Source organism: Micromonospora sp. C28ISP2-4, assembly GCF_030519385.1.
Taxonomy (GTDB): domain Bacteria; phylum Actinomycetota; class Actinomycetes; order Mycobacteriales; family Micromonosporaceae; genus Micromonospora; species Micromonospora tulbaghiae.
In genome coordinates this window covers 925,001-940,290 of record NZ_JAUMKG010000001.1, presented here as the reverse complement: position 1 = coordinate 940,290, position 15,290 = coordinate 925,001, and the positions used below count along the sequence as shown (strand labels likewise).

13 protein-coding genes are annotated in these 15,290 nt (G+C 74.8%); 1 reads left to right on the top strand and 12 read right to left on the bottom strand.

What is annotated here, in order from left to right; translation table 11 throughout:
* Window positions 1-37: 37 nt before the first annotated feature.
* Both Q3W68_RS04365 and Q3W68_RS04360 read right to left on the bottom strand, forming a co-directional pair.
* On the bottom strand, window positions 38-2,443 hold the full coding sequence (locus Q3W68_RS04365; RefSeq protein ID WP_302904199.1) for a transposase: 2,406 nt from the start codon (window positions 2,441-2,443) through the stop codon (window positions 38-40).
* A gap of 40 nt (window positions 2,444-2,483) precedes the next feature.
* Complete coding sequence (locus Q3W68_RS04360; protein ID WP_302904198.1) at window positions 2,484-3,437, bottom strand: DNA primase; 954 nt, start codon at window positions 3,435-3,437, stop codon at window positions 2,484-2,486.
* Between the two features lie 145 nt (window positions 3,438-3,582).
* Between Q3W68_RS04360 and Q3W68_RS04355 the strand changes: the two genes are divergently transcribed.
* Window positions 3,583-3,924, top strand: coding sequence for a PadR family transcriptional regulator (locus Q3W68_RS04355; protein WP_120571680.1), 342 nt, complete (start codon window positions 3,583-3,585; stop codon window positions 3,922-3,924).
* Between the two features lie 31 nt (window positions 3,925-3,955).
* On the opposite strand, the gene Q3W68_RS04350 is transcribed toward Q3W68_RS04355, so the two are convergent.
* From Q3W68_RS04350 to deoC, 10 genes are all read right to left on the bottom strand, one after another.
* Complete coding sequence (locus Q3W68_RS04350) at window positions 3,956-4,639, bottom strand: permease prefix domain 1-containing protein (RefSeq protein ID WP_302904197.1); 684 nt, start codon at window positions 4,637-4,639, stop codon at window positions 3,956-3,958.
* A gap of 62 nt (window positions 4,640-4,701) precedes the next feature.
* The gene (gene cydC / locus Q3W68_RS04345; protein WP_302904196.1) at window positions 4,702-6,477 is read right to left on the bottom strand and encodes a thiol reductant ABC exporter subunit CydC; all 1,776 of its coding nucleotides are present in this window, start codon (window positions 6,475-6,477) and stop codon (window positions 4,702-4,704) included.
* A gap of 97 nt (window positions 6,478-6,574) precedes the next feature.
* The gene (gene cydD, locus Q3W68_RS04340) at window positions 6,575-8,257 is read right to left on the bottom strand and encodes a thiol reductant ABC exporter subunit CydD (RefSeq protein WP_302904195.1); all 1,683 of its coding nucleotides are present in this window, start codon (window positions 8,255-8,257) and stop codon (window positions 6,575-6,577) included.
* The gene (locus Q3W68_RS04335; protein WP_302904194.1) at window positions 8,254-9,261 is read right to left on the bottom strand and encodes a cytochrome d ubiquinol oxidase subunit II; all 1,008 of its coding nucleotides are present in this window, start codon (window positions 9,259-9,261) and stop codon (window positions 8,254-8,256) included. The genes cydD and Q3W68_RS04335 overlap by 4 nt, the downstream gene beginning before the upstream one ends.
* A 10-nt stretch (window positions 9,262-9,271) precedes the next feature.
* On the bottom strand, window positions 9,272-10,519 hold the full coding sequence (locus tag Q3W68_RS04330) for a cytochrome ubiquinol oxidase subunit I (protein ID WP_302904193.1): 1,248 nt from the start codon (window positions 10,517-10,519) through the stop codon (window positions 9,272-9,274).
* Window positions 10,520-10,622: 103 nt separating this feature from the next.
* Entirely contained in the window at window positions 10,623-11,528 is a 906-nt protein-coding gene (locus tag Q3W68_RS04325) for a M56 family metallopeptidase (RefSeq protein WP_302904192.1), read from the bottom strand.
* Between the two features lie 10 nt (window positions 11,529-11,538).
* Window positions 11,539-11,985: a BlaI/MecI/CopY family transcriptional regulator gene (locus tag Q3W68_RS04320; protein ID WP_194798631.1), complete on the bottom strand. Its 447-nt coding sequence runs from the start codon at window positions 11,983-11,985 to the stop codon at window positions 11,539-11,541.
* Window positions 11,986-12,041: 56 nt separating this feature from the next.
* On the bottom strand, window positions 12,042-12,866 hold the full coding sequence (locus Q3W68_RS04315) for an aldehyde dehydrogenase family protein (RefSeq protein WP_302904191.1): 825 nt from the start codon (window positions 12,864-12,866) through the stop codon (window positions 12,042-12,044).
* Window positions 12,859-14,289 carry an aldehyde dehydrogenase family protein gene (locus Q3W68_RS04310; protein ID WP_302904190.1) on the bottom strand — a complete coding sequence of 477 codons (1,431 nt, stop codon included), beginning with the start codon at window positions 14,287-14,289 and terminating at the stop codon, window positions 12,859-12,861. The genes Q3W68_RS04315 and Q3W68_RS04310 overlap by 8 nt, the downstream gene beginning before the upstream one ends.
* A 5-nt stretch (window positions 14,290-14,294) precedes the next feature.
* Window positions 14,295-15,254, bottom strand: coding sequence for a deoxyribose-phosphate aldolase (gene deoC, locus Q3W68_RS04305; protein ID WP_302904189.1), 960 nt, complete (start codon window positions 15,252-15,254; stop codon window positions 14,295-14,297).
* Window positions 15,255-15,290: the final 36 nt, after the last annotated feature.

Below are 15,290 nucleotides of genomic sequence, written 5' to 3'. Positions count from 1 at the left end.
CGTCCCGGTGTGGGATGTAACACCCCGGGCGGGCCGGTCAGGAACGGTAGCCCGCCGAGCGGTACTCGTACTCCCGGTCGTCGTCGCGGTCACCGGTGTCGCGGGTGAAGTCCCAGCCGCCGGCCGCTTCACGGCCCGGACGGCCGCCCACGGCGAAGCCGCCGATCTCCTGGCCGCGCCGCCAGCCCCGGAAGTATCCGGTGGTGTTCTCGGCGAGGCTCGCCGCGTTCCGGACGATCCGCAGCGGACGCTCCTCGCGCAGCGGGGAGCCCGGCACCAGGTTGGCCTGCGGCACGCGCTTCGGCAGCCCGGCCTTGGTCTCCGCGCCGACGGCCGGGCGGGCCGCCTGCTCGGCCGCCTGCCAGCCGGTGTCGGCGGTGGTCGACCAGTCCAGGTCGGCCTCGTCGCCGTGCCCGACGAACCAGGCGGACTTGGCCTGCGCGAAGATCAGCAGGTCGCCGTCACCCTCGTCGGAGACCGGCGGCGGCCGGTGCTCCTTCGGGGCGGGACGCCGCTCGGGCGCGGCGGGCAGCGGGACGCGGCCAGGGTCGCCCTGGTCGACCAGACGCAGCGGGGGCGTCTCCAAGCCGGGGTCGGCCGGCCGGCCCATCTCGTCGCGCAGCGCGCGGTCGGCGAGCGGCGGCGGCTCCACCAGCCGCAGCATCGGCGGCTCCTGCGGCAGGTCGTCGGCGAGCCACGGCGGCGTGACCCGGCCGGGGTCACTCGGTGCGTCCACGCCCCGCCCGTACGAGTAGGTGGTGCCCTCCCGCTCCCGCGCGGTGTCGTCCTCGTTGTTCACCAGCGGCCAGTTCGCCCGGGAGCCCGGCGGCGCCTCCGGCGCGGGCGGACGCGGGGCCGGCACCGGGATGCTCAGGTCGGTGGCGCTGAACCCACCGGTCGGCGGTTCCGGGCTCTGGTTCGTCTTGGGCCGGGGCGGGATGACTGTGCGCTGGCGCTCGGCCCGCGCCTTGTTGATCGCCGCGGTGGTGAGCGTCGGGCGGAACGGCTCGCCGGCCTCGGCCGGCGGCACGGCGCCGCGCGGTGACGGGGCGATAGGCGTGATCCCGGGTGGCGGCGGGGGCGGCGCGGAGATCGGCCGGTTGGTGGGGCCGTCCACCCGCGACGGCAGCGGCGCGCCGGTCGGCTCGGGCCGCGCCGGGGGAGCCGAGGGCGGCCGGCCCAGTGCGGCCGCCGGGGCGACAGGCGTGACCGGGGCCGGGGCGACCGGCGGCGGCGTCACCGGCGGGGGTGCGACCGGTGGCGGGCCGAGCGGCCGGGGCGACGTCGTGGCGGCCGCACCGGACACCGGTTCCGGACGGCTGCGCCGCCCACCGGGGACCGGCTCGGGACGACCGCGACGGCCGGCCGGCTCGGGTGCGCCGGCCGGTTCGGGGCGTCCGCGGTGGGGCTCGGCGATCGGCTCCGGCTGGATCGAGCGCACCGGACGCAGGTCGGCCGCCGACGTCGAGGCCAGCTCGTCGACCTGCTCCCCCCGTCGGGCGGCGGCCCGGCGGCCGGTCGCGGGGGCGGGAGCGGTGCGTTCGGCGAGCGCGCCGACGAGCGCGTCGCAGCCGGCGTCGCAGGTCCGGACCGAGGCGACGGCCTGGCGTACGGTCTCGGCGACGGCCGCGGTGAGCGTGCGGTTGACTGTGGCCCGCCGGGGCGTCTCGGAGATGGCGACGCGCAGCGCGGTCACCGCGTCGGAGACGGCGTCGGCGTCGGCCACGCCCTCGCCGGCCAGTTGGGCGACGACCGCGTCGGCGGCCAGCGCGCCGTCCCGGCCACCACGGCCCGCGTGGCCGGTGAGCATCCCCGGCTCGGGCAGCGCGTCGAGGACGGCCAGGGCGACCCGGTCGGCAGGATCCGGGTAGGCCCGCAGCGCGGCCGGGTAGAGCTCGCGGAGCACCTCGCGCAGCGTCACCGCGGCGGAGTGCCGGCCGCTCGCCAGTGCCGCGTGCGCGGCCAGGACCTGCGTGTATCCGGCAAGTTCACGCGGCGCCGGGAGGGTCACCGCGGAGAGCGCGCCGGCCTGGAGCGCGCGGGCCAGCCCGACCGCGCGACGCTCGGCGGGCGGGGAGTTCATCTCCTCCAGGGAGTCGTCGTCGGCGAAGCGCTCGGCGAAGTCGTCCACCGAGTCGTCGTCCGCGATCGCCAGCGGCCGGCCGGCGGCGCTGAGCAGCGAGGTGACGATGTGGTCGTCGCTGTCCGCGGCGATGGCCGCGCCGCTCGGACCGCCGGACCGTTCCACCAGCAGCGCGACCAGCCGGGCGTAACCGGCGGGATCGTCACCGATCTCGCAGACGTGCAGCAGACGGCCTGCGTCGTCGACCACAGCGGACGTCAGCGTCGTTCCGGCCGAAGCCGTTCGGTCGGCCGGATCTGCCGAGGCCAGACCGCAGTACACGCGCACGAGCGCCACGGCGTCGTCCTCCTCCCGGGACACAGGTCTTGCTCTGCCAGAGACTGATGCTCCCCGCTCCGGGTCAGTCGCGCCAGTCCACAACCGCAGAGATCTTGCCGACAATGGTGCGCCAACCCAAACTTGCGGTTTGTGCCCCGATTTTCTTCAGCCGGCGCCGACCCAGGAAACCGCCGACGCCACCGTTTACCGAAGCGCGCAGCGCCTCGTCCAGGTCGTCCAGGCTGGAGCCGGCGGAGAGCATGTCCAGCACGGCGGGTAGCCGCAGGGCGTACGCCAGGTCACGGGCGATCTCGCCGGCTTCGATGAGCAGCTCGTGGTCCCACGCGTCGTGGCCGCCGCGCAGGTTCTCCACCACCAGGTCGAGCTCGTACGTGTCCTCGTCCAGCGGGGCGATGTCGGCCGGCTCCAGCCGTTCGGACAGTTCATTCCAACTGTCCAGCTGGGACAGGTCGTTGGGCGCACCGGAACGGATGAAAGTGACCAATGACTCCGGGGTCTTGAACAGCAGGAGCCGGCCCTTGTGGGTGAGGAAGACCGGCACCTCCTCGTCGCCCGCCTCGTCCTCGTCCTCGTCGTCCTCGGCCTCGTCGTCGGCCTCGGCCTCGGCCTTCTCGTCCTCCGAGGCGCCGGCCTTGCCCTTGCGGCGGGACTTGGCGTCCTTCTCCTCGTCCTCGTCGTCCTCCTCGGCGGAGAGGGCAGCGAACTCCTCGTCGAGGATCACCACCTCCTCGTCGTCCTCGGTCTCGACGACCTGGCGGCGGGCCAGGAACGGGTCGTCCTGGTCGCGCTCGGCGACGTCGGTCGGAGTCAGCTCGCGCGCCTGCCGGTACGCCCGCAGCGTGAAGCCGGTGCCGGCGGGCAGGGCGATCTCCACCGGGTCGATCCGCACCTCGTCCCAGAGCGCGCGGTCGGCCGGCGGGCGGTCCTCCTCGACCTCGTCGGCCGCGGCGGCGGCGTCGGTGTCGTCGAGCTCGGGCTCGTCGGCGTCGGGCCGTTGGGGCGACTGGCGGGCCACGCTGACCTCCGTGTGCGTTCGGGTTGCCCACCCGACGGCGTCGCGCCGCCGAGTGACTCTGCGCACATACCCTAGTGGGCGACGGTTCCGACCGGGAGTCGCACCCCTTGGCGTCGCGGTGACGCGACAAGTAGCGTTGCTACGCATGAAGGCGCAGGCGCTGCACGGACACCTGGACGCGCTGCTGCTCGCCGTGCTGGAACGGGGCGCGCTGCACGGCTACGCGATCATCGAGGCGTTGCGTGCCCGCAGCGGCGGCACGCTGGATCTGCCCACCGGCACCATCTATCCGGCGCTGCGCCGGCTGGAGCGGGCCGGGCTGGTGGCGAGCACCTGGAGCACTGTGAACGGCCGGGAGCGCCGCACCTACGAGCTGACCGATGCCGGCGGTCGCGCGCTCGCCGGGGAGCGGGCCGGCTGGCACGAGTTCAGCGCCACCGTCGGGCGGTTCCTCGGCGCGGACGAGCCACCCACCGCGCCGGCCTGACGGGCTCGCCTCGGCAGCCGAGGCGAGCCGCTCAGGCGGCCAGTCGGCGGTCGGCGAGCACCCAGCAGCGGGCCGCCCGGGCCAGGGCGAACCAGGCAGCCGAGACCACCACCATCCCGATGATCAGGGGAGGCCAGGTGAGCGCCGCGTCCCACAGCCCGATCGACCAGCCGAACAGCGCGCCCCCGGCGACCGCGCCGAGCAGCAGGCTGCCGGTCAGACCGAAACCGATCAGCCGCGCCGAGCGGACGAGCCGCGGTGATCTCCACCGGCCGGCGAGCGGGCCGACCAGCAGCGCGACCAGCGCCAACGCGGCGACCACGCCCCAGATGCCGTTCAGCGAGGCGGAGAGCAGCAGGTAGCTCTGCGGTGGCGGCGGACCGCCGCTCCAGCTCGAACCCTGCCAGGTCAGGTCACCGGCGGCGATGAGCACCACCGCCACCACGAGCGTGCGCAGCGCCAGCCCGCGCAGCGCGCCGACGGCCAGCTCGGCCTGGAAACCCGGCACGAGCTGGGCGTCGCTGCCGAACTCGGCGACCGCCCGCCGCTGCGCCTCCGCCCGCGGCAGGCCCCCTTCCCGGTACGCCTCGACGGCGTCCTCCAGCGCGTGCCGCGCCTCGGTCAGCAGGTCGGCCTTGAGCCGGTTCGGCCCGTGCAACCGCGCGGACAGTTCGTGCAGCCGGCGGTCGACCACTGCCTCCTCATGCACCAACATGCGGCCAAGCCTGCCACCGACGGGCGACACCCGCGTCAGGGAAAACCCCGATCGGCCGGGCCTCAGGGCGTGATCGCCAGGTAGCCGCGCTCGGCCGCCTCCTGGCGCAGCCACTGCTCCCGGTACCAGCCGGGGCGTGCGACCAGCTCGTCGTGCCGGCCGCGCTGCACGACCCGGCCGCCTTCGAGCACCACGATCTCGCCCAGCCCGGCGAGACCGCTGAGCCGGTGGCTGATCAGCAGCACCGAGTGCCCGGCCGGGGTGGCGGCGAGCGTCGAGTTCAGCACCGCGTCGGCGGCGGCCGGGTCGAGCCCTTCGGTCGGTTCGTCGAGCACCAGCACCGGCGGGGCGGCCAGCAGCGCGCGGGCCAGCGCGAGGCGCTGCCGTTGCCCGCCGGAGAGCTGCCCGCCCTGCTCGCCGACCACCGTGTCCCAGCCGTCGGGCTGCTCGCGCACCCAGTCGAGCAGGCCGGCCGCCCGGGTGGCGGCGACCAGGTCCGCCTCGGTGGCGTCCGGACGGCCGAGGAGCAGGTTCTCCTTGACCGTGGCGTGGAAGACGTACGCCTCGGCGAGCAGGCCGCCGACCACCCGGGGCAGGTGCTCGGCCGGGATCTCGGACACCGGCACGCCGCCGGCGCTGACCCGGCCGGTGTCGGGGCGTACCGCGCCGGTGAGCACCGCGGCGAGTGTGCTCTTGCCGGCGCCGCTCGGCCCCACCACCGCCACCCGGCGGCCGGCGGGCAGGTCGAGGTCGAAGCCGGCCAGGGCGGGGGCGGCACCGGCCCGGTAGCGGACCGTGACGTCGGCGAACCGGACGTCGTGGCCGTCGATCACGGGCTCCGGCGCGCCCGTCGGCGTCGCCGTGGCGGGCTCGGTGAGCACGTCGGCGACGCGGGCCAGCCCGGCCCGCAACTGGGTGCGCTGGCGGGCCGCCGCGACGAGTGCGAGCGCCACCTCCACGGCGGCGAGCGAGCCGACCGCGAGGACGCCGACCAGCACGCCGCCGACCTCGGCGCGCAACGCCACGACCACGACTGCGGCGGCGGTGAGGCCACCGACGAGGACGCCGAGCGCGTCCACCGCGAAGCCGGTCGCGGCGAGCCGGCGTTCCAGCCGGGCCAACCGTCCGGCCCGCTCGTCGGCGGCGGCGAGCGCGGTGCCGGTCGCCCCGAACGCGGCCAGGTCGGCGGCGCCGTGGGTGAGGTCGACCGCGTCCACGGCGAGCGCGCCCCGCAGCGGCGCCACCTCGTCGGCGGCGCGGCGGGTGATCCGGGTGGCGAGCGCTGGGAGCACCACGCCGGCCACGAGCAGGCCGATGGCGAGCACCCCGGCGGCCGGCGGTGAGATCAGCGCGGCGACGCCGACCGCGAGCACGCTGACCAGTGCCGCCGCCGCTCCCGGCACGAGGACGCGCAGGAGCAGGTCCTGCGCCGCCTCCACGTCGGAGACCAGGCGGCTCAGCGCGTCCCCGGTACGCCGGCCGGTCTCGCGCCGGGCGGCGAGCGTGGCGAAGACGCGGGCCCGCACGTCGGTGATCATGCGCAGCACGGCGTCGTGCCCGGCGAGCCGTTCGGTGTACCGGAACACGCCGCGGCTGACCGCCAGCGCCCGGACCGCGACGATCGCCACCGTCAGCCGGTCCAGCGGAGGCCGGCCGGCGGCGCTCATCAGCAGCCAGGTGGCGGTGGCCATCAGCGCGAGGCCGGCGAACTCGGTCGCGGCGGCGAGCAGTCCGGCGCCGAGCAGCCGGTTCAGGTACGGCCGGGCCAGGCGCAGCACCGCGCGTTCCGCACCGGGGCGGGCGGGCACGGGCGGCTCCGGTGAGCCGGAGGGCGTCACGGGAACCCCTGTGGGTCCGGCCGGTTCGCGGCCCACCGGCGTCACGCCGTCGGCGGCGGTCACCGGGCCACCACCGGGCAGGCGGGGGACACGGGGCTCATCGGGGCACTCCCGGTCCGGCGGCGGTGGGGTGCAGCTCGGTGACCCGGCCGTCCTCGACGCGCAGGATCCGGTCGGCGTCGGCGAGCAGTGCGGGCCGGTGCGCGACGAGCAGCGCGGTACGTCCGGCGACCAGCCGCCGGGTCGCGTCCAGCACCACCGCCTCGCTGGCGCTGTCCAGCCGCGCGGTCGGCTCGTCGAGGAGCACGATCGGGGCGTCCCGGAGGAACGCGCGAGCCAGCGCGACGCGCTGCCGCTGCCCGCTGGACAGGCCGTGGCCGCGCTCGCCGAGGCGGGTGTCCAGCCCGTCGGGCAGGGCGTCGATCACCTCGTCCAGCGCGGCGCCGGTGACCGCCGCGGCGAGCGCGGCATCCGGCGTGTCCGGTGCGCCGAGGCGGATGTTGTCGGCGAGCGACCCGGCGAACAGGTGCGCCCGCTGCGGCACCCAGGCCAGCTCGCGCCGCCACGCGTCGAGGTCGACCCCGGCCAGGTCCGCCCCGTCGACTGTGACCCGGCCGGAGGTCGGTGCGACGAAGCCGAGCAGCAGGTTGAGCAGCGTGCTCTTGCCCGCGCCGCTGGGCCCGATGATCGCCACGCGGTCGCCGGGCCGGATGGTCAGCGTGACGTCGCGCAGCGCCGTGGTCCGGTCGTACGCGACTGTGACGCCCTCGAAGCGGATCTCACCCCGGCCGCCCGGCGCCGGACGGCGGGGCCCGGCTGTCGTTGCGGACGCGTCGGGGGCGGAGAGCGTGAGCGCCTCGTCCAGCGCGGTGAGCCCTTCCATGCTGGCGTGGAACCGGCTGCCCGCGGCGCGCAGCGGCAGGTACGCCTCCGGGGTGAGCAGCAGCACCAGCAGCGCGGTGGAGAGCGTGAGGCCGCCGCCGAGCAGCCGGATGCCGACCGGCACCGCGACCAGCGCGACCGACAGCGTGGCGACCAGTTCCAGCACCAGCGCGGACAGGAACGCGATCCGCAGCGTCTTCATGGTGGCCTGGCGGTGGCCGTCGGCCATCCGGCGTACCACGTCGACCTGCCCCCGGGACCGGCCGAACGCGCGCAGCGTGGGCAGCCCGGCCACCATGTCGAGGAAGTGCCCGCCGAGCAGCGACAGCCGCCGCCACTGCCGTTCGGTGGCGGCCTGTGCCTGCCAGCCGAGCAGCGCGCCGAAGATCGGGATGAGCGGGATGGTGAGCGCGATGATCAGCGCCGAGCTCCAGTCGGCGAACACGATCCGGGCGAGCACCGCGACCGGCACGGTGACGCTGAGCACGAGCTGCGGCAGGTAGCCGGTGAAGTAGGGGTCCAGCGCGTCCAGGCCCCGCCCGGCCAGGGTGGCGAGCTGCCCGGCCCGCTGCCCGGCGACCCAGGTGGGGCCGTGCCGGCCGACCGCGCCGAGCAGGTCGGCGCGCAGCGCCGCCTTTACCGTCGCGGCGGCCCGCGCCGCGACGGTGCCCTGCGCCCAGCTCACCAGCGCCCGCCCGGCCACGGCGGCCACGAAACCGGCCAGCGCCGGGCGGTGCAGCCGCCCGTCGAACGCCGTGGCCAGCAGCGTCGCCAGCGCGGTGGCCTGGGCGATCACCAGCAGTGCGGTGAGCCCGCCCAGCACCGCGAGCACGGCGAGGTCGCGCCGGGCCGCGGGGACCCGACGCAGCAGACGCGGGTCGAACGGGCGGCGGTTCACCAGTACACCGGTGCCCTGCCGTCGATCCGTCCCCGGAAAACCCACCAGCACATCGCCTGAAAGCCTAGTAGGGCCGGCAGGAGCGGTAACGCGAGCCATCCCAACAGGGCCAGCGTCGGGCGGCTCGCGGCCGCCTCGGCCACCGTCAACGACGCCGCCGGGTCCGCCGTGGAGACCAGGATCCGGGGCCAGAGCGCGGCCCCGATCAGCGGCGCCGGAAGCGCCAGCGCCGTCGCGGTCGCCGCGAAGGCCACACCGGCCCGGCCCCGCCGCAGCGCCGCGCGGGCCGCCAGCAGCGCCGCCACGAGCGCCAACGGCAGGAGTACGGCCACCGCCGGGCGCGCCACCGCGGCGCGTACCCGATCGGAGAGCACGCCCAGGACGGTGGCCGCGGCGACGGCGACGAGCGCGGCGGGCACCAGGCCGCTCGCCAGCCGGGCGAGCGCCGGGGCCTCGGCGGCGGGCAGCCGGAGCGTGAGGAACGTCGCACCGTGCACGGCGACCAGCGCGAGCAGCGCCAGCCCGGCGGCGGCGACGAACGGGGTGGCGAGATGACCGACACCGACCACGTGGCCGTCCGCGCCGAGCGGCACGCCCTGGAGCAGCCCGGCGAGCAGCGCGCCCCAGCCCAGCGCGGCGAGCACGCAGCCGGTCACCACCACCCGGTCCCAGCGGGCGCGAGCGGTGGCGGCGGCCGGGCGGCTGCGCAACTGCACCCCGGCGGTCACCAGCACCACCCCGGCCAGCGCGGCGAGCACGGCCGGGTAGAAGCCGGAGAGCAGCTCGCCCTCCAGCCGGGGGAACGCGCCGAACAGGATGCCGACGGCGGCGACCAGCCAGACCTCGTTGCCGAGGAAGAACGGCCCGAGCGCGGTGAGCGTGGCCCGGCTGCCCGGTGCCGGGCCGCGCCGGGCCAGCAGCAGGCCGACACCGTAGTCGTAGCCGCCGAGCACGAGGTAGGTGGCGAAGAAGAGGCCGAGCAGGGCGTACCAGGCGAGTTCCACGGCGGCTCCCTCAGACGAACACGGGCTGGTGGTGGGCGTCGGTGTCGGGCGCTGGCGGACGGCCGAGCGCGGGGTCGTGCGCGCCCCGGGCGGCGTGCCGGGCCATCAGCGTCCAGTTGGTCACCGCGAGCGCGCCGAGCAGCAGGCTGAACCCGATCAGCGAGGTGAGCATCAGCCCGGGAGAGACCGGCGAGACGGCCTGCGCGGTGGGCAGCAGCCCGTACGCGGCCCAGGGCTGGCGGCCGACCTCGCGGGCGAGCCAGCCGAGCAGCATCGCCACGAAGGGCAGCGGCAGGCCGAGCAGGATCAGCCAGAGTGGCACCTTCAGCCGGATGATCCAGTCCCGCCAGAGCAGCGGCAGCAGGAGCCAGAGGGCGCCGAGCGTGAAGCCGATCAGGATCATGAAGCCGAGGCCCACGTCGGAGAGCACCGGTGGTTCCCAGTCGCCGGGGCCGAACCGCGCGGTCCAGTCGGCGACGAGCGCGTCGCGGTCGGGGCCGCCGCCGAACTTGGTGGGCTGCAGCTGGGCGACCGGGCCGAACTGGGCGAAGCCGAAACCCTGGAGCATGCTGACCGCTAGGGCCGCGGTGACCAGGCCGAGCCGCAGCGAGGTGCGGAAGAGCGCGTAGTCGCTGGTGCGCCGCAGCAGGTGCCAGGCGCTCACCGCGGCCATCAGCAGGCCGCCGGTGACCAGGCTCGCCGAGACGACGTGGCCGAACGCCATGCCGAACGTGGGATTGGTGAGCAGGGCGCCGAAGTCGGTGAGGTGGGCGACGCCGTCGCGGACCTCGTACCCGACCGGGTTCTGGAGCCAGGCGTTCGCCACCATGATCCAGAACGCCGAGGCGTACGCGGTGATCGCCACGCCCCAGAGCAGCGCCAGGTGCACGCCGCGCCGCAGCCGGTGCCACCCGAAGATCCACATGCCGAGGAACGTGGACTCCAGGAAGAACGCCACGAGCGTCTCGATGGCCAGCGGCGCGCCGAACACGTTTCCCACGTAGCGCGACAGACCGCTCCAGTTCAGCCCGAACTGGAACTCCATGACGATGCCGGTGGCGATGCCGAGCACGTAGTTGATCACGTAGAGCTGGCCCCAGAACCGGGTCAGCCGCTCGTACACCGGCTTGCCGGTCAGGTAGCCGGCCGTCTGCAACCCGACCAGCAGCGTGACCAGGCCGAGCGTGACCGCCACGAAGAGGAAGTGGATCGAGGTGGTGGTGGCGAACTGGAGGCGGGCGAGGAGCAGCGGGTCCACTGTCGTCCTCCCATGGGTTGGCTCTCTTGTCGTAGCCAACCTACACGTAGCCTCACTACCTATACGGGTGCGCGAACCCGGAGAAGTCCCGTAGGGGACGAGGTCAGCTCAGGAACAGGGCGAACGGCAGGGAGACGAGCGTGCCGGCGACGGCCAGCGCCATCGCGCCGAGCACCCGCGGCGGGCGGTCCGCGACGAGCAGCCGCTGCACGCGTACGTCGAGGTCGCGGTCGCCGAGTCCGAGCGTGCCGGCCGGCTGCACCCGGTGCTCGGCGGCGGCGAACCGGCGCAGCGCACCGGCCAGCGGCGCGTCCGCGTGCAACTCCCGGGCCTTGTCGTCGGCGCGCATCTCGACCAGCAGCGCCACCCGCGCGTGCGCGTCCCGCACCCACCGGAACCAGGGCAGCGCCCGGCACAACGCGGTGAACGGCAGCAGCACCAGGTCGTGCCGCTCCTGGGCGTGCGCGCGCTCGTGGGTGAGCACCGCCGCCAGTTCGGCCGGGTCGAGCAGGTCGAGCGTGCCGGCGCTCACCACCACGCGAGGACGCACGCCGGGCAGGCAGTACGCCGCGGCGCTCGGGTGGTCGAGCACCAGCGCTCCGGGCACCGTGGGGTCACGCCGGGCCACCAGGTGCAGCAGCTCCCGGTGCCGGCGCTGCGCCCGGACCGCGCCGTGCAGGCTGCGTACCGTCGTGGTGAGCAGCACCGCGCCGATGCCGAGACCGACCCCGACCAGGCTGAGGTGCACCGCGCCCAGCCCGGCGGGCAGCGTGCCGTGGGCCAGGTCGTCGGCCAGGGCCACCAGCGCGTGCCCCGTCGCCCGGTCGTACGCGTCGAGCCCCAGCGCCATCGGCAGCCCCATGGCGGACAGGCCGAGCGCCAGCCCGACCGCCTGCCAGCAGACGATCGCCACTCGGGGCGCCCGCCAGGTCCAGCGCGCGGCGGCGAGGACCTGCGCGGTCAGCCAGCAGGCCAGGATGATCGCGGCGAAGTGCAGGGCGTACGCCACGGCAGCCGCCCTACCGGTCCGTCGCCTCGTCGAGCGCCGGTCGGCCGGATCGGGGGTTCTCGACCCGGCCGGCCGGTCCGTCCTCGACCGTCGCCCCGGCCTCGGCGCCGAGCGCGGCGCGGAGCACGTCCGCCTCCGTGCCGGTCACCGAGCGGGCGAAGCGCACGAGTGCGGCGTCCCGGCTGCCGCCGAGATCGAGGGCTTCGAGCATGAGCTGGGCGATGTGCGCCTCGCGGGTGGCGGCCGGGCGGTAACGCCAGGCGCGCCCCTCCCGCTCGCGCTGCACCATGCCCTTGCCGGCGAGCCGGTCGAGCACTGTCATGACCGTGGTGTAGGCGAGTTCGCGGCCGTCCAGGGCGTCGGCGACCTCGCGCACAGTCACGCCACCCGACGAGGCGGGAGCCGCGTCCCACAGCACGTCCATCACGGCACGCTCAAGGTCCCCCAGCCGAGTCACCCGTCAATCCTACCCCCGGTAGTAGATCCCTTCCGACCCCCGGGGAGCCGCCGGGGTCAGACGCCCTTCGGGTGCCAGACCGTCTTGGTCTCCAGCAGCGTGGTCATCCGGGTGATGCCGGGATCGGCGTACCAGTCGTGGTCGGCCGGGGCCGGCCGCAGCACCCGCTTGAGGTTCTCCGCGGCCTTGATCTCCAGGTCCGCCGCCAGCTCGGCGTCGGCGACGCCGGTCAGGTCGATCGCGTTGACGTCCATGTGCGCGGCGAGCGTCGGCACGGTCTCGGTCAGCCGGCCGGTGAGGATGTTGACCACCCCGCCGGGCAGGTCGGAGGTCGCGAGCACCTCGGCCAGCGTCACCGCCGCCAGCGGCGCCGCCGGGGAGGCGGCCACCACCACCGTGTTGCCGGTGACGATCGCCGGGGCGATCACGCTCACCAGGCCGAGCAGCGCGGGCTCCTCGGGGGCCACCACCGCGACCACGCCCGTGGGCTCCGGCGCGGACAGGTTGAAGTACGGGCCGGCCACCGGGTTCGCGCCGCCGTACACCTGGGGCAGCTTGTCGGACCATCCGGCGTACCAGACCCAGCGGTCGATCGCCGCGTCCACCTCGTCGGCCGGGACGCCCAGGGCGACGAACTGCTCGCGCCGGCCCTCCAGCATCTCGGCGACCCGGTAGAGGATCTGACCCCTGTTGTACGCGGTCGCCCCGGCCCAGCCCTTCACCGCGGCGCGGGCGGCCACTACCGCGTCCCGCGCGTCCTTCCGGGAGGCAAGAGACACGTTCGCGGATTGCACGAGATACGACCGTCCCGACTCGCTGCGCGGGAACTTCCCGCCGATGAAGAGCTTGTACGTCTTGCGTACCGCGACCCGCTCAGACATTGAGGTACCCCTCCAGCCCGTGCCGGCCGCCCTCGCGACCGTAGCCCGACTCCTTGTAGCCGCCGAACGGCGAGGTCGGGTCGAACTTGTTGAACGTGTTGGCCCACACCACGCCCGCGCGCAGCCGGTCGGCCAGCCACAGGATCCGGGAACCCTTGTCGGTCCAGATCCCGGCCGACAGCCCGTACGGCGTGTTGTTGGCCTTCTCGACCGCCTCCGCCGGGGTGCGGAACGTCAGCACGGACAGCACCGGGCCGAAGATCTCCTCGCGGGCGATCCGATGAGCCTGGGTGACGCCGGTGAAGATGGTCGGCGCGAACCAGAAGCCGCGCTCGGGCAGCTCGCACGGCGGCGACCAGCGCTCCGCGCCCTCGGCGGACCCGGCGTCGGACAGCTCCCGGATGCGGGCCAGCTGCTCGGCCGAGTTGATCGCACCGATGTCGGTGTTCTTGTCCAGCGGGTCACCGACGCGGAGCTGGGCCATCCGGCGCTTGAGCGACTCCAGCACCCGGTCCGCCACCGACTCCTGGACCAGCAGCCGCGAGCCGGCGCAGCAGACGTGCCCCTGGTTGAAGAAGATGCCGTTGACGATGCCCTCGACGGCCTGGTCGATCGGGGCGTCGTCGAAGACGATGTTCGCGGCCTTGCCGCCCAGCTCCAGCGTCAGCTTCTTGCGGGTGCCCGCGACCGCGCGGGCGATGGCCCGGCCGACCTCGGTGGAGCCGGTGAACGCGACCTTGTCCACGCCCGGGTGCTCGACCAGCGCCCGGCCGGTGTCGCCCGCGCCGGTGACGATGTTCACCACGCCGGCCGGCAGGTCGGCCTGCTGGCAGATCTCGGCGAACAGCAGCGCGGTGAGGGGAGTGGTCTCGGCCGGCTTGAGCACCACAGTGTTGCCGGCCGCCAGCGCCGGGGCGATCTTCCACGCCAGCATGAGCAGCGGGAAGTTCCACGGGATGACCTGCGCGGCCACACCGAGCGGCTTCGGGTCGGGGCCGAAGCCCGCGTGGGGGAGCTTGTCCGCCCAGCCCGCGTAGTAGAAGAAGTGCGCGGCGACCAGCGGCAGGTCGACGTCGCGCGACTCCTTGATCGGCTTGCCGTTGTCCAGCGACTCCAGCACCGCCAGCTCGCGCGAGCGCTCCTGGATGAGCCGGGCGATCCGGAACAGGTACTTGGCCCGGTCCCGGCCCGGCATCGGACCCCAGACCTTCTCGTACGCGTTGCGGGCGGCGCGGACCGCACGGTCCACGTCGTCGGCGCCCGCCTCGGCGATCTCGGCCAGCACCTCCTCGGAGGCCGGGTTCACCGACTTGAAGCTGCCGCCGGAGGCCGGGTCGACGAACGCGCCGTCGACGAAGAGCCCGTACGAGGGCTTGATGCCCACCACCGAGCGGGACTCGGGGGCGGGAGCGTATTCGAACATCGCGTTCAGTCCAGGGTGAAGTAGTCGGGGCCGGCGTAGACGCCGGTCGTCAGCTTGGTGCGCTGCATGAGCAGGTCGTTGAGCAGGCTCGACGCGCCGAACCGGAACCAGTCCGGGCTCAGCCAGTCGGCGCCGACCGTCTCGTTGACCATGACCAGGTACTTGATCGCGTCCTTGGTGGTCTTGATGCCGCCGGCCGGCTTCACGCCGACCTGACGCCCGGTGGCGGCACGGAAGTCGCGCACCGCCTCCAGCATCACCAGAGTCACCGGCAGGGTGGCCGCGACCGGGACCTTGCCGGTGGAGGTCTTGATGAAGTCGCCGCCGGCCAGCATGGCGAGCCAGGACGCGCGGCGCACGTTGTCGTACGTGGCCAGCTCACCGGTCTCCAGGATCACCTTGAGGTGGGCGTCCCCGCACGCCTCCTTGGTGGCCACGATCTCGTCGTAGACCTCCTGGTAGCGCCCGGCCAGGAACGCACCCCGGTTGATCACCATGTCGATCTCGTCGGCGCCCGCCTCGACCGCCGCGCGCACGTCGGCGAGCTTGATCTCCAGCGGCGCCTGACCGGACGGGAACGCGGTCGCCACGCTGGCCAGGTGCACGCCGCTGCCGCGCAGCACCTCGGCCACGTACGGAACCATCGACGGGTAGACGCAGACGGCGCCGACGTGCGGGCAGCTCGGGTCGGCCGGGTCGGGGCGCAGCGCCTTGGCCGCCAGCGCCCGCACCTTGCCCGGCGTGTCCGCCCCTTCCAGGGTGGTCAGGTCGACCATCCGGATCGCCAGGTCGATCGCCTCGGCCTTCGCGGTGGTCTTGATGGAGCGGGTGCCGAGTTGTGCCGCCCGCTGCTCCGCGCCGACCTGGTCCACGCCGGGCAGGCCGTGCAGGAAGGTCCGCAGAGCGGTCTCGGATCGTCCCAGCTCGGTGAGGTCCGACCGGGCCGACGTCGTTGTCGCCGTCATGCCCCGAATAGTACGCACCCGCGAGTCGAGTGATCT

Bases quoted from the DNA above. Each gene is read 5' to 3' on its own strand.
- Q3W68_RS04315 (WP_302904191.1), bottom strand. From the start codon at position 12,866: ATGTCTGAGCGGGTCGCGGTACGCAAGACGTACAAGCTCTTCATCGGC.
- Q3W68_RS04350 (WP_302904197.1), bottom strand. From the start codon at position 4,639: ATGTTGGTGCATGAGGAGGCAGTGGTCGACCGCCGGCTGCACGAACTG.
- Q3W68_RS04355 (WP_120571680.1), top strand. From the start codon at position 3,583: ATGAAGGCGCAGGCGCTGCACGGACACCTGGACGCGCTGCTGCTCGCC.
- Q3W68_RS04310 (WP_302904190.1), bottom strand. From the start codon at position 14,289: ATGTTCGAATACGCTCCCGCCCCCGAGTCCCGCTCGGTGGTGGGCATC.
- deoC (WP_302904189.1), bottom strand. From the start codon at position 15,254: ATGACGGCGACAACGACGTCGGCCCGGTCGGACCTCACCGAGCTGGGA.